Origin of the sequence: Pseudomonas viridiflava, assembly GCF_900602065.1 — a bacterium.
Taxonomy (GTDB): Bacteria; Pseudomonadota; Gammaproteobacteria; order Pseudomonadales; family Pseudomonadaceae; genus Aquipseudomonas.
Genome location: NZ_UWFN01000285.1, coordinates 576,482 through 589,581, shown reverse-complemented (window position 1 = coordinate 589,581; position 13,100 = coordinate 576,482). Strand labels below are relative to the sequence as shown.

The following is a 13,100-nucleotide window of genomic DNA, read 5'->3' as shown; positions in this document are numbered from 1 at the left end:
AGGGTTGTAAACAGTTGGAAGTCTGGTTAACGCCATGACGCTGGCGACGGTAACTCATTGACTTGTTTACGCAGTGGATCTCACGGAATGGGGTCGTGTTCATCTGTTTTGAATTCAAATCGATAGGCTTTTCCTATATTCCATACTTGACGTACGCTTAGATCAAGAATTCTGGCGATCTCCGGGGCCGTGTATCCCAGGCTGGAATAATGCATGGCGTGTCCTGCCACCGTGTCATCAATATCAGATGTTTCAGCGCGGTGTGCCCTGCTGATTTCACTAATAGGTCGGCTGAACGTAATTTTCAGTCCGTTCTCGATGGCCAGCTGCTTGATATCCTTTTTATTCATGCGTAATGAATATTGCAGCGCGCTAATACCAGCGCCTTTGGCGAGCAGGATCTTGAGATGTTCTAACTTGGTCAGTTTCTCAGGAGGCGTACTCTCATCAGGTGGCACCGCGCTTTCTTTACTCCCTGTCAAGGCGTGCTGTTCATCTCCTGAAACGATGTCAATAACGCCGCCCAATGCAACGAATTGTTCAACCGCTGCCGCCAGGTCCATGGAGTCAGCGTCTTTAAGACAAGCGCTGGAGGTTTTGGTGTTCATGATATATCCCTTTTTGAACATGGTTGTTCACATGACCCATTCAAAAAGAATTGTCGAGCCTGGGGCTGGCGCGTTCAGCGAAACGCTGGTTCTGACGGGTCATGTTCATATTGCCCGAATCCTTTCGGCTCTCTATTGGAGGGGCGTCCATATAAAGCAACACTGCTTAGTCAGTCAAAGTGGCATCACTGTCAAGTAGTCTTCATAGGTGACCTCATGTAGGGGTGGAGAGTGGGTGCTTCTTGAAAAAGTAACGACTGGTAATAAAATTTGCAAGTAAAAAGATAGTTGTTACATGGATTGATTTTTCAGTGATCGGTTTTTCTTACATTGGGATTTTTATCGTCCGTTAGTGTTGTAGTACATTTCCTGTTCGATAATGGGAGGGTGGATTTGTAGGGGGATATGGTATTTGCTTTCGGCGGGGTTAGCCGTTTTATGTCGTGGCGCGTCGGAAATTTCTTTCGCTGTGCGCAGATCATTCAGCAGTCTTTTGTGGCTTATTAATTTACAAAAGTGCGGTGCATACATACCGCCAAACTATCGCGCCATCGTACTGCGATATTGCGCATGTACACTAGATTCCGAAAAGTATGTAGGAATTTTCGCAAAATATATATATTTACAAATTGGCTGCTTAAAAGTGTGTAGTTTTTAAACGTCGTCGGATGTGGCCCGAAATATCCTGTTGGCACAACCTTGATGCTTAATGAAAGGCGGGCTGACATGTTGGGGGTGGCCATGCCCTGTTTTCAGGTGGCGGTGTAACGTAAATGTAACAGGTTGTGTTTTTGGCGTGACTCGCTGATCGCATAAAAACAATGTCGGCGATTTCGGGCTTGGTGATAGCTATATGCTGGCTCATTTGGGCGAGCTATCTGGGGTCGTTCAGGGTGGGCAGGGATTCAGGGTTAACTTAAACGCTGTGGTATCTATTTATTAGTCCAAAGGGGTATTTGAAAAATGCTTGACCCGATCATAATAATTCTATTAGTTAAATCGCGCTGTTCTGGGTCACCTCTGCACAGGTCAATTAATGTGTCACCTCCCACTTGGTGGTCTTGTGGTGGCTTGTTACGTACCGCCATTAAGACTGTTTTTTGTAGGAATATTCTGTTGTGGGTGTAAGAACGGTCTTTGGCTGTCAGTCCCCAGGGGGTGGCGCCATGCAAAGCACTAAACGACTAAGCTATTGTGCTTACTCTGAAACTTCGAATAGCGAAAATTGGACTGCCCATGAATAAAGTGCTGATCGTGGACGATCATCCCGTCATTCGCCTTGCCGTACGCATGCTGATGGAGCGCCATGGCTACGAGGTCATCGCGGAGACGGATAATGGCGTGGATGCCTTGCAACTGGCTCGTGAGCATTTGCCTGATATCGTAATTCTCGACATAGGCATTCCAAAACTGGACGGTCTTGAGGTCATTGCCCGGCTATCCGCTATGACGTTGCCGTTCAAGGTATTGATCCTTACGTCTCAGGCCCCCGGGCATTTCTCCATGCGTTGTATGCAAGCCGGTGCCGCTGGTTATGTGTGCAAGCAGCAGGACCTCACTGAACTGTTGAGTGCAATAAAGGCCGTTTTGTCCGGCTACAGCTATTTTCCCAATCAGGCGTTGCATACCGTGCGGTCGAGCATGGGTAATGCGAGCGAAGCTGACATGGTTGATCGTCTTTCCGGACGTGAAATGATGGTGTTGCAACAGTTGGCTCGGGGTAAAACCAATAAGGAAATTGCAGATGGAATGTTTTTGAGTAACAAAACAGTTAGCACCTACAAGACTCGTCTTTTGCTGAAGCTCAATGCTCATTCATTGGTGGACCTGATAGAGCTTGCTCAGCGCAATGGTCTGGTCTGAAGGGGCGCGCCGATATTTTTCCGGTGTGTCGGGTCACAGTTGTCACTGATCACTGAAAGCCTCTCGTACATGAGAGGCTTTGTATGAAAGGGCAATGCATGGACGCGTTGGGGCGGTTCAGAGATCGTAGTCGTAATCAGCCAGTTGCCGCTGCAGGCGTCTTTCTTCCAGGAGGTTATCGATCGTGCGCCGTTTGCTGAGATTGGTCTTGGCGGGCTCCACCGGGGCGGGCTCGGTGTCATCTGATTCAACCGCAGTGAAATCGTCGTCTACGTCCAATTGCTCTTTGTCAGTGCTCATAAAGGTGACTCCAGACTTAAGCTGTCGTTGGCGCACCTTATAGCGAGTATCTGCAGGCGGGTAAAAAAGATTTTTTCAATCGATTGAGCGCTTTATTCTCTATTACTCAATCGTCGGATGTCTTGGACTTGTAATCACACAAATCTTCGATCCGGCAGCTACCGCAGCGTGGCTTGCGGGCCTGGCATACATAGCGGCCGTGGAGGATCAGCCAGTGGTGAGCGTCCAGTAAGTAATCTTTGGGCACAAACTTCATGAGCTGTTTCTCCACCTCAACCACATTTTTGCCAGGTGCAAGGCCTGTGCGATTACTGACCCGGAAAATATGAGTGTCTACCGCCATTGCCACCTGGCGGAATGCGGTATTGAGCACCACATTGGCGGTTTTACGCCCGACACCGGGTAAGGCTTCAAGCGCTTCGCGTGTCTGCGGCACTTCTCCATCATGCAGTTGCACCAGCATCCGGCATGTCTCGATGACGTTTTTCGCTTTGCTGTTGTAGAGACCGATGGTTTTTATGTATTCGGAAAGGCCTTCAACGCCAAGCTCGTAAATAGCCTGGGGGGTATTGGCGACGGGATACAGTCGCGCGGTGGCCTTGTTGACGCTGACATCGGTCGCCTGTGCAGAAAGGATCACCGCGATCAACAACTCAAAAGGCGTTGTGTACGCCAGCTCGGTCTTTGGATCAGGGTTGTCCTCGTGAAGGCGGCGAAAAATTTCCAGGCGTTTTGCGGCGTTCATGGACCGAGGCTTTCCTTGGGGGCGATGGCTTGCGAATTAGCGGGTGACAACAGTGCCTGCTCGGCGGCTTGAAGAGTTTGCTCTGCTTGCTGGAGCGCGACTTTAAGACTTGCCATCTGCTCGGGCGAGACTTCAGTTGTCTGGGCCTTGCTGAATGCAGCGCGGGCCACGGCCAACTGGATTTTTGCACGTTTAACGCCGCTGTTATCCACTTTGGGCAACGGCGTCGTTGTCGTTGTTTCCTGTGCGGCTTGCAGGTTGGCCAGGGCTTTCTCCGCAACCTCATATTCCTGCTGCAATTGAACCAGGCGTGCGGCTTGCTCGGCGATCGGTGGATGACCAAATGCCTTGAGCGACTTATTGAGTTGCGCTCTGCTCATTGCCACATTGATTCTGGCTTTTTTCAATGCCTCGTCATTTGTGGCGGTGTCTTGCACGCGAGCCTGCCCCATTGCTGCTCGGGGTGGCAATCGTGAGGCTTCAGGTGCCGCTGAGGGCTTTTGCATGCGCGCCGCGCGTTCTGCATGCCGCCGGTCCTCTTCGTGGCGCAATCGTGCGTTGCGGGACTCGAAGCGACGCCGGGCGTGGTTGCGCTTGCGGCTCCGGGCCTGTTGCTCCTGCACGGTGACAGCATATCCACCGACAATCGGGATGACCGTCGGCGACAGAGGCAGTAAATCGATGCAGTCAACCGGGCAGGGCGCTACGCACAGGTCGCAGCCGGTGCATTCATCAACGATGACGGTATGCATGAATTTCGCCGCGCCGACGATCGCATCGACCGGGCATGCCTGAATACATTTTGTGCAGCCTATGCATTCAGCCTCGCGAATAAATGCGACTTGTGCGGGGGCCGAGCCACGCGCAGGGTCCACGCGCAGTGCCGGAACGTTGAGTAATTGCGCCAATGCCGCAATGGTCTCGTCGCCACCCGGGGGGCATTTGTTGATTGCCTCGCCTTGAGCGATACCTTCTGCATAAGGCTTGCAGCCTGGATGGCCGCATTTGCCGCATTGGGTCTGGGGGAGCAGGGCGTCGACACTTTGAATGAGGTTCATGATCTTGCCGAATAGGCGAACGTGCAGTAAACGGTAAGTGAGCAGGGACACTGTCTGGCGAGCATTCGGGTTCGGCGAACAGCACAAACCCGATAACAGCGGTTAAGGCTGTTATCGGGTTTGTCTCGGATCTTACTTGATGCGCTGGCCTGGTTTGGCACCGCTATCAGGACTGAGCAAGTAGATTTCTTCGCCGCCAGGACCTGCGGCCATCACCATGCCTTCTGATATGCCGAAGCGCATCTTCCGTGGCTTGAGGTTGGCAATCATCATGGTCAGTCGGCCTTCCAGCTCTGACGGGTTCGGGTAGGCACTTTTGATGCCCGAGAACACGTTGCGCTGTTCATCACCAATGTCCAGTGTCAGACGCAGCAGTTTGTCTGCTCCTTCGACGTGCTCGGCTTTGAGGATCAACGCTACTCGCAGATCCACCGCTGCAAACGCATCAAAGTCGATTTCCGGAGAGAGCGGGTCTTTGGTGAGTTCGCCATTGCCCTCGGGAGCAGCACCAGTATCGGTTGCGCTGGCAGTCAGGTCTTCTTTCGAGGCAGCGGTCATCGCTTCAACCTTGACCGGATCTATACGGCTCATCAGGGCCTGGAACGGGTTGAGTTGATGATTGCTCAGCAATGTCTTGTGGTCATCCCAGGTCAGCGGCGCGACATTGAGGAATTTCTCTGCGTCGGCAGCCAGCAGCGGCAGCACTGGCTTGAGGAAAATCACCAGTTGCCGGAACAGGTTCACGCCCAATGCACAGACCGCCTGGACTTCATCCTGCTTGCCTTCCTGCTTGGCCAGCGACCACGGGGCCTTGTCAGCGATATAGGCGTTGGCGCGGTCGGCCAGCCCCATGATTTCACGCATCGCCCGGGCAAAGTCACGGGCTTCATAAGCTTCTGCGATGCCGGGGGCTGCGGCCAGGAATGCATCGGTCAGTTCCGGCGCGGCATTTTCAGCCACGAGTACACCGGCATTGCCTTTGTGGATAAAGCCGGCGCAGCGGCTGGCGATGTTGACGACTTTGCCGATCAGGTCCGAATTGACCTTCTGGACGAAGTCGTCGAGGTTCAGGTCGAGGTCATCGACACCTTTGCCCAGCTTCGCCGCGTAGTAGTAGCGCAGGTATTCCGGCGACAGGTGTTCCAGATAGGTGCGGGCCTTGATGAACGTACCGCGTGACTTGGACATTTTCTGGCCGTTGACGGTCAGGTAGCCATGCACATTGATACCGGTAGGCTTGCGCAGGCCTGCGCCGTCGAGCATTGCTGGCCAGAACAGGGCGTGGAAGTTGACGATGTCCTTGCCAATGAAGTGGTACAGCTCTGTGGTCGAGTCCTTGGCCCAGAACGCGTCGAAATCCAGATCCGGGCGGCGTGCGCACAGGTTCTTGAAGCTGGCCATGTAGCCGACGGGTGCATCCAGCCACACGTAGAAATACTTGCCAGGCTCATCCGGGATCTCGAAGCCGAAGTACGGTGCGTCACGTGAGATATCCCACTGCTGCAGCCCGGCATCCAGCCATTCGGCAATCTTGTTTGCCACGGCGTCCTGCAGGGTGCCGCTGCGTGTCCAGCTTTTGAGCATGGCGTCAAAGGCGGGCAGATCGAAGAAGAAATGCTTCGAGTCTTTCAGGACAGGTGTTGCGCCGGAAATCGCCGATTTCGGGTCCTTCAGATCGGTCGGTGCATAGGTTGCGCCGCACTTCTCGCAGTTATCGCCGTACTGATCCTCAGTGCCGCATTTCGGGCAGGTGCCCTTGATGAAGCGGTCGGCCAGGAACATTTTCTTTTCCGGGTCGAAATACTGGGTGATCGAGCGGGTGGCAATGTGTCCGGCATCACGCAGACGGGTGTAGATCATGCTCGACAGCTCACGGTTTTCATCCGAGTGCGTCGAGTGGAAATTGTCGAAGTCCACCAGGAAGTCGTTGAAGTCGGCGCTGTGTTCAGCCTTGACGTTGTCGATCAGTTGTTCCGGGGTGATGCCTTCCTTTTCGGCGCGCAGCATGATTGCCGAGCCATGAGCGTCGTCCGCGCAGACATAGATGCATTGATTGCCGCGGTGCTTCTGGAAGCGCACCCACATATCGGTCTGGATGTACTCAAGCATATGGCCAAGATGGATCGAACCATTGGCATAGGGCAGGGCGCTGGTAACGAGGATCTTGCGTGGCTCGGACATGGGGCTCGGCTACTTGAAGTGAAACGGAGGTCGGCCACTATAAAGGTCTGAGCGATTTTTTTCACCCCGTGCTGATTGTAGGAATGTGCCTGGTTAACCGTTGAGCATTGCCTGTAGGAGCGCGCTTGCCCGCGATCACGGTAGTTCAGTCGAAAAATTATCGCCCGGTTTGAGGCTATCGCGGGCAAGCGCGCTCCTACGGGAATGATGATTCCAGCGAAACCATGCCGGTGGCACGCAGAAGCGTTAGGATAGCCGCCTGTTTTAGTTTGTCTTTATTCGGGAGTAGCCCATGAGCGCTGTTAACCGCGCAGCGGTGGAAGCCGTCCTTCGCCAATATACCGATCCCTATTTGAATCAGGACCCTGTCAGTGCCGGTTGCGTGCGCGCCATTGAGATTCAAGGCGAGCGCGTCAGTGTCCAGCTTGAGCTGGGTTATGCCGCCGGTTTGTTCAAGAGTGGCTGGGCGCAGATGCTGCAAATCGCCATTGAAGGCCTGGAGGGTGTGGCATCCGCCCGCGTGGATATCAGCTCTGTGATTGAAGCGCACAAGGCCCAGGGGCAGATCCCTGGTCTGGCCAATGTGAAGAATATTGTTGCTGTGGCCTCCGGCAAGGGCGGTGTGGGCAAATCCACCACTGCTGCAAACCTGGCTTTGGCACTGGCGCGTGAAGGTGCGCGTGTCGGGATTCTCGATGCGGACATTTATGGTCCGAGTCAGGGCGTGATGTTCGGTATTGCTGAGGGTACTCGTCCGAAAATCAAGGATCAGAAGTGGTTTGTGCCTATCGAGGCGCATGGCGTCGAAGTGATGTCCATGGCTTTTCTGACTGATGACAACACGCCGATGGTCTGGCGTGGTCCGATGGTTTCCGGCGCATTGCTGCAATTGATCACCCAGACAGCGTGGAATGATCTGGATTACCTGGTCATTGATATGCCGCCAGGCACCGGCGATATTCAGCTCACACTGGCGCAGAAGGTTCCTGTTGCCGGAGCTGTCATCGTGACCACACCTCAGGATCTGGCGCTGCTGGATGCCAAAAAAGGTGTGGAGATGTTCCGCAAGGTCAACATTCCGGTGTTGGGTGTGGTGGAAAACATGGCGGTGCACATTTGCTCGAACTGCGGTCATGCGGAGCATTTGTTTGGCGAGGGGGGCGGCGAGAAGCTTGCATCGCAATATGACGTCGAGTTGCTGGCTTCATTGCCGCTGTCGATGCTGATTCGCGAGCAGGCGGATGGTGGCAAGCCTACCGTGATCGCCGAGCCGGAAAGTCAGATTGCGATGGTTTATCAGGAGTTGGCCCGCCACGTCGGTGCGCGGATCGTATTGCAGGAAGCGGCCAGCCCGGCGATGCCGAGTATTTCTGTCAGCGACGATTAAGGACTGCAGAACTGTGGGAGCGAATTTATTCGCGAAGGGGTCATTACATTCGGCACATGTTTTTTGCCTGAAAACCCCCTTTCGCGAATGAATTCGCTCCCACAGTTTCGGGTGGCGATGCCGCGGGTATTTTCTACAGGCATAAAAAAACCTCGCCGAAGCGAGGTTTTTTAAGCGATTCAGTACAAGTTAGATAACTTGAACTTCTTCAGCTTGCATGCCTTTCTGACCGCGGGTAGCGATGAAAGAAACCTGTTGGCCTTCTTTCAGGCTTTTGAAGCCGTCGGATTGGATAGCTTTGAAGTGTACGAACAGGTCGTCACCGGATTGTGGAGTGATGAAGCCGAAGCCTTTTTCATCGTTGAACCACTTAACGGTACCAGTTTGGCGATTAGACATGGTGTATCTCCTTGGACAAAGTTAACTGCGACTCAGGAAGTGCCCTGGCCGAGACTGAGTGCAAAGAGCAGGAAAAATTCTTGGAGATGGTTGGATCGAAATTCAACATCGTGTAGAGATTCTCAGTGACACAAGCAACACAGTGACGCCACCTTAACGCTTTTTTTTGAACGTGCCAACAGCCAATTGAGGATTATTTCGATTAGTGCGCAAAGCATCTGCCTACTGCGTTCTTCAGCCTTTGAACCCTGCGCCTCGGCCCGGTAAGATGCCGGACATCTTTTTCCACCCAGCTATCAGGACATCGCCATGAGCATCAAATCGGACAAGTGGATTCGCCGCACGGCGCAGGAGCACGGCATGATCGAGCCTTTCGTCGAGCGCCAGATGCGTGGCGAAGGCGCAGACCGACTCATCTCCTATGGCGTGTCCAGCTATGGCTACGATGTGCGTTGCGCGGATGAATTCAAGGTTTTCACCAATATCAATTCCGCTACCGTTGATCCGAAGAACTTCGATGAGAAGAGCTTCGTGGACATCAAGAGTGATGTCTGCATCATTCCGCCCAACTCCTTTGCGCTGGCTCGCACCGTGGAATATTTCCGTATCCCGCGCAATGTGCTGACCATTTGTCTGGGCAAAAGCACCTATGCGCGCTGCGGAATCATCGTCAACGTGACGCCGCTTGAGCCTGAATGGGAAGGTCACGTAACGCTGGAGTTTTCCAACACCACGACTTTGCCGGCAAAAATCTACGCCAATGAGGGCGTGGCGCAGATGCTCTTCCTGGAGTCCGATGAAGAGTGCGAAGTGTCTTACAAGGATCGCGGCGGTAAATACCAGGGCCAGCGCGGCGTCACACTGCCTCGCGCCTGACTGATATTTGTTACCGTTTAGCCTCCCGGAATTGAATTAGTCCTCAATTCGGCACTCTATTGACTGAATCGCTCCTCCTCGCGCCATGTGGGCAGGGGGATAACGCTCAGGAGTGCCTTATGAAGAGACAATCGAATGCCAGCGCCCAGGGGGCTGACCCGCGAGAGAATCATGTGGGTCTGCTCGCCTTGTCGTTACTCGCCTATCCGCAGGCCAATATGGTTGGCGGAGTACCAGGACAACCCGGCCCGGACACGCCGAACGAGTATCCTCAGCCTACCGAGCCGGGGGAGCCGACGCTTCCGGATGAGCCGCCACCGGCTCCAGTCGCCTGACATTCATTGATTGTTCTGCTGGCGCATTCACTGGCCAGCAGGGTGCTGCCTGGATTTTCTGAACGACTGCGATCAAGTGTTGATCCAGACTGAACATGCCAATGTGAATCGTTTCAGCCAGTCGCCCACACCGCTCCGTCACCTACCACGAAAATCTTGCTGTTCTGCTCGCGTTCAACGCTGTAGCCGCCGGTGAATGCGCCGAAAGCGGGTAGCAGGCTTGTGCGCTCGTTCAGATAAAAGCAAGGCAGCCTTAACCTTTGACGGCCGCGCCCCTGCAGGTGATAAACCGGATGCACATGCCCCGCCAGCACATGATGGGTGGGATGTGGCTGAGGCTCGTGTTGCAGCGCAAAAGGCCCCAGCAGCAGGGGTTCTGGTACTGTTTCGATCATCAGATCCGAGGGTGGATCGCCTGCGTGTTTATCGTGATTGCCACGGATAAGCGTAATAGTCAGTTCAGGATGACGCGAACGCCACTCGCCAAGCGCCTGCAGGGTTGATGGGGTGCGCGACTGCCGGGCATGCAGGAAGTCGCCGAGGAATATCAACTGATCGCAGGGATACCGCCGCAGCAACTGATCCAGGCGCTGCAAGTTGTCCTGGGTTGTGCCTTGGGGCACGGGTTGCCCAAGTGCTCGAAAGGCTGCTGCTTTGCCGAAATGAACATCGGCGATGAGCAATGCCCGGTACGCCGGGTAATAAACGGCTTTTTCTGCGAGTAGCCAGATTTCAGCACCGTCCAGATGTACCGCGATATAGGGGCTCATGGGATATCCGGTCCGGCGGCTTTCTCCAGATCGCGAACCATCCTTGCAATTCGGTCAGAGAGTTTTTCCGAGCTGAGGCTTTCGCGCATACGTTCTACCAATAGCGGAAAGGCCATCGGTGTCGCACGCTTCACAGTGTGTAAATCCAGGGTGCGCTGGTTAATGCGCTGCAACGTATGCTCCAGCCTGGCCACGTCCAGCTCTTGTCGCAGAACCTCTTCCTGGGCTTGCGTCAGCAGCAGGTTACCGGCGTCGTACTGTTTGAATACTTCAAAGAACAGCCCACTTGAGGCCTGCAATTGCCGATTGCTTTTAGGGGCACCCGGATAGCCTGAGAAGACCAGCCCGGCAATGCGGGCGATTTCCCGAAAGCGTCTCAGGGCCAGTTCCCCCGCGTTAAGGCTCGCCATGATGTCAGCCAGCAGATGCTCCTCACTGAACAGCTCTGGCTGTAACTGAGCCTGCCAATCTATCTCGGTGGCGCTGAGCAGCTCGAAGCCATAGTCATTCACCGCGATCGAGAACGTCAGGGGGGCATGACGGCTCAAACGCCAGGCCAGCAAACTTGCCAATCCAAGGTGGACGTGACGCCCGGCGAATGGATAGAGAAACAGGTGCCAGCCTTCGCGGGATTTCATGACTTCGGCCAGCAGCGTCTTTTCCCGGGGCAGGGCAGACCATTGCCGCTGAACTTCAAGCAACGGCTTCACAGCCTGCATCTCCGGGCTGGTGAATATTCCGCGTGCGGCTGCATCGAACTGGGTCACCACTGCATCAGCCAGTTCGCTCGACAGGGGCATTCGCCCTCCATTCCAGCGTGGGACTGCGGCCTTCTTGCTGGTTGCCTTTTTTACATAGGCGGTCATGTTTTCCACGCGAACCAGTTCCAGCAGGCGGCCACCAAACAGAAAGCCGTCGCCAGGTTTGAGGCGCGCAATGAAACCTTCTTCGACGCTGCCCAAAGAGCCTCCGCCGCCGCCTTTTTTCCAGTACTTCACGTTGATGCTGGCATCGCTGACAATGGTGCCGATGCTCATTCGATGACGCCTTGCGAGACGAGCATCAGGTACTCGCCATACGCCATTTTCATCCGGCTCTACGCGGCGGTAGTCCGGATAGGCCGTCAGCGAATTACCACCGTGGCGCACGAAGGCCAAGGCCCATTGCCACTCTGCATCGCTCAGATCCCGGTAAGCCCAGGCAGTGCGCACTTCAAGTAACAGCGCGTCAGGATCGAAGCCGCCGCCCAATGCCATGCTGACCAGATGCTGCACCAGTACGTCGAGGGGCTTATGGGGTGATTCTCTCGGCTCGATCATGCGCGCTGCAACAGCGTCATGGGCCGCGGCGGCTTCCACCAGTTCCAGGCTGTGAGTCGGCACCAGCGTTACGCGTGAGGGGCGGCCGGGTGCGTGTCCAGAGCGTCCGGCGCGCTGCATCAGCCGCGCAACGCCTTTGGGCGAGCCGATTTGCAAGACCCGCTCCACGGGCAGGAAGTCCACGCCCAGGTCGAGGCTGGAGGTGCACACCACTGCTTTTAGTTGACCCTCCTTCAGTGCCCGTTCTACCCAGTCCCGGACTTCCCGGGCGAGCGAGCCGTGGTGCAAGGCGATCAAGCCTGCCCAATCGGGTCGTGCCTCCAGCAGTGCCTGATACCAGACTTCCGACTGTGCGCGGGTATTGGTGAACACCAGGCAACTGGCGCTGCTGTCCACTTCCGCCAGTACTTGCGGGAGCATGCGCAAGCCCATGTGCCCGGCCCAAGGGAAGCGTTCGATGGAAGGTGGCAACAGGGTGTCCACTCGTAGCTCTTTGGTGATCTTGCCTTGCACGCTGACGCCGCCTTCGCCAACCAGCACTTCCTGTGCATGTTGTTGATTGCCAAGCGTCGCGGAAACGCCCCACACGATCAAATCCGGATTCCATTGGCGCAAGCGGGCGATTGCAAGCTGTAACTGCACGCCGCGCTTGTTGCCGATCAGTTCGTGCCATTCATCTACAACAACCATTTTCAGTGTCGAGAACGTGCTTTGAGCGTCAGCGCGGGTCTGTAACAGGGTCAGGCTTTCGGGCGTGGTGATCAGTGCAGTCGGCAGGCGTCTGCCTTGTCGTGCGCGTTCACTGCTGCTGGTATCTCCGGTACGCAAGCCGACGGTCCAGGGGATGTCCAGATCCGCCAGCGGCGCTTCGAGCGCTCTGGCAGTGTCGGCAGCCAGCGCGCGCATGGGCGTTATCCACAATACGCTGAGCGGTGTGGCAGGTGGTTTGCGCTTGCGGGGTTTGTCATCGGCTGGCGGCTTGACGGCTTGGGCGAAACGATTGAGCGCGGCGAACCATACGGCGTAGGTCTTACCAGAGCCGGTGCTTGCGTGCAGCAGGCCTGAGTGCCCCTGCTTAACGGCCGACCAGACCTCTTTCTGAAAAGGGAAGGGCTTCCAGCTGCGTTCCGAAAACCATCGCTGAGCGAAATCGGTGGGTCTGCTCATGCGCTGCTGTGTGCTCTGAAAGGGGGTATTTCAGAGACAGCGCAGATGGGGGATTAGTTGTGTTGGTTTAAGAAGGTGCACCCTGTGGGAGC

The 13,100-nt window shown here is 55.2% G+C and carries 12 protein-coding genes; 4 read left to right on the top strand and 8 right to left on the bottom strand.

The features are described 5' to 3' along the window. Positions 1 to 80 precede the first annotated feature (80 nt). Complete coding sequence (locus EE949_RS21015) at positions 81 to 608, bottom strand: hypothetical protein (RefSeq protein ID WP_122666143.1); 528 nt, start codon at positions 606 to 608, stop codon at positions 81 to 83. A 1,236-nt stretch (positions 609 to 1,844) separates the two neighbouring features. Between EE949_RS21015 and EE949_RS21010 the strand changes: the two genes are divergently transcribed. Then, on the top strand, positions 1,845 to 2,471 hold the full coding sequence (locus EE949_RS21010; protein ID WP_025261490.1) for a response regulator transcription factor: 627 nt from the start codon (positions 1,845 to 1,847) through the stop codon (positions 2,469 to 2,471). Between the two features lie 117 nt (positions 2,472 to 2,588). Here the strand turns inward: EE949_RS21010 and EE949_RS21005 are convergent, their stop codons facing one another. The 4 genes from EE949_RS21005 to metG all read right to left on the bottom strand — a co-directional run bounded on the left by EE949_RS21005 (position 2,589) and on the right by metG (position 6,755). Next, on the bottom strand, positions 2,589 to 2,771 hold the full coding sequence (locus EE949_RS21005; protein WP_122666034.1) for a PA3496 family putative envelope integrity protein: 183 nt from the start codon (positions 2,769 to 2,771) through the stop codon (positions 2,589 to 2,591). A gap of 106 nt (positions 2,772 to 2,877) precedes the next feature. Then, positions 2,878 to 3,516, bottom strand: coding sequence for an endonuclease III (gene nth, locus EE949_RS21000; protein WP_122666033.1), 639 nt, complete (start codon positions 3,514 to 3,516; stop codon positions 2,878 to 2,880). Next, the gene (rsxB, locus tag EE949_RS20995; protein ID WP_122666142.1) at positions 3,513 to 4,574 is read right to left on the bottom strand and encodes an electron transport complex subunit RsxB; all 1,062 of its coding nucleotides are present in this window, start codon (positions 4,572 to 4,574) and stop codon (positions 3,513 to 3,515) included. The genes nth and rsxB overlap by 4 nt, the downstream gene beginning before the upstream one ends. A gap of 132 nt (positions 4,575 to 4,706) precedes the next feature. After that, positions 4,707 to 6,755, bottom strand: coding sequence for a methionine--tRNA ligase (gene metG / locus EE949_RS20990; RefSeq protein WP_122666032.1), 2,049 nt, complete (start codon positions 6,753 to 6,755; stop codon positions 4,707 to 4,709). Positions 6,756 to 7,047: 292 nt separating this feature from the next. Between metG and apbC the strand changes: the two genes are divergently transcribed. Further along, on the top strand, positions 7,048 to 8,142 hold the full coding sequence (apbC, locus tag EE949_RS20985) for an iron-sulfur cluster carrier protein ApbC (RefSeq protein WP_122666031.1): 1,095 nt from the start codon (positions 7,048 to 7,050) through the stop codon (positions 8,140 to 8,142). Between the two features lie 189 nt (positions 8,143 to 8,331). Here the strand turns inward: apbC and EE949_RS20980 are convergent, their stop codons facing one another. Next, the gene (locus EE949_RS20980) at positions 8,332 to 8,541 is read right to left on the bottom strand and encodes a cold-shock protein (protein ID WP_002554837.1); all 210 of its coding nucleotides are present in this window, start codon (positions 8,539 to 8,541) and stop codon (positions 8,332 to 8,334) included. 309 nt (positions 8,542 to 8,850) lie between these two features. Between EE949_RS20980 and dcd the strand changes: the two genes are divergently transcribed. Together dcd and EE949_RS20970 are read left to right on the top strand one after the other, a co-directional pair. Further along, a complete protein-coding gene (dcd, locus tag EE949_RS20975; protein WP_122666030.1) occupies positions 8,851 to 9,417 on the top strand; it encodes a dCTP deaminase in 567 nt (188 codons plus the stop codon). A gap of 119 nt (positions 9,418 to 9,536) precedes the next feature. Continuing rightward, positions 9,537 to 9,752, top strand: a complete 216-nt coding sequence (locus tag EE949_RS20970) for a hypothetical protein (RefSeq protein WP_122666029.1) — start codon at positions 9,537 to 9,539, stop codon at positions 9,750 to 9,752. A 113-nt stretch (positions 9,753 to 9,865) separates the two neighbouring features. Here the strand turns inward: EE949_RS20970 and pdeM are convergent, their stop codons facing one another. Both pdeM and EE949_RS20960 read right to left on the bottom strand, forming a co-directional pair. Then, positions 9,866 to 10,522, bottom strand: coding sequence for a ligase-associated DNA damage response endonuclease PdeM (gene pdeM, locus EE949_RS20965; RefSeq protein WP_122666028.1), 657 nt, complete (start codon positions 10,520 to 10,522; stop codon positions 9,866 to 9,868). Next, complete coding sequence (locus tag EE949_RS20960) at positions 10,519 to 13,008, bottom strand: ligase-associated DNA damage response DEXH box helicase (RefSeq protein ID WP_122666027.1); 2,490 nt, start codon at positions 13,006 to 13,008, stop codon at positions 10,519 to 10,521. Before EE949_RS20960 ends, pdeM begins: the two co-directional genes overlap by 4 nt. Between the last annotated feature and the right edge of the window lie 92 nt (positions 13,009 to 13,100).

Coding starts and splice junctions, on each gene's coding strand:
- EE949_RS21015 (WP_122666143.1), bottom strand. CDS start 608: ATGAACACCAAAACCTCCAGCGCTTGTCTTAAAGACGCTGACTCCATG.
- EE949_RS21010 (WP_025261490.1), top strand. CDS start 1,845: ATGAATAAAGTGCTGATCGTGGACGATCATCCCGTCATTCGCCTTGCC.
- EE949_RS21005 (WP_122666034.1), bottom strand. CDS start 2,771: ATGAGCACTGACAAAGAGCAATTGGACGTAGACGACGATTTCACTGCG.
- nth (WP_122666033.1), bottom strand. CDS start 3,516: ATGAACGCCGCAAAACGCCTGGAAATTTTTCGCCGCCTTCACGAGGAC.
- rsxB (WP_122666142.1), bottom strand. CDS start 4,574: ATGAACCTCATTCAAAGTGTCGACGCCCTGCTCCCCCAGACCCAATGC.
- metG (WP_122666032.1), bottom strand. CDS start 6,755: ATGTCCGAGCCACGCAAGATCCTCGTTACCAGCGCCCTGCCCTATGCC.
- apbC (WP_122666031.1), top strand. CDS start 7,048: ATGAGCGCTGTTAACCGCGCAGCGGTGGAAGCCGTCCTTCGCCAATAT.
- EE949_RS20980 (WP_002554837.1), bottom strand. CDS start 8,541: ATGTCTAATCGCCAAACTGGTACCGTTAAGTGGTTCAACGATGAAAAA.
- dcd (WP_122666030.1), top strand. CDS start 8,851: ATGAGCATCAAATCGGACAAGTGGATTCGCCGCACGGCGCAGGAGCAC.
- EE949_RS20970 (WP_122666029.1), top strand. CDS start 9,537: ATGAAGAGACAATCGAATGCCAGCGCCCAGGGGGCTGACCCGCGAGAG.
- pdeM (WP_122666028.1), bottom strand. CDS start 10,522: ATGAGCCCCTATATCGCGGTACATCTGGACGGTGCTGAAATCTGGCTA.
- EE949_RS20960 (WP_122666027.1), bottom strand. CDS start 13,008: ATGAGCAGACCCACCGATTTCGCTCAGCGATGGTTTTCGGAACGCAGC.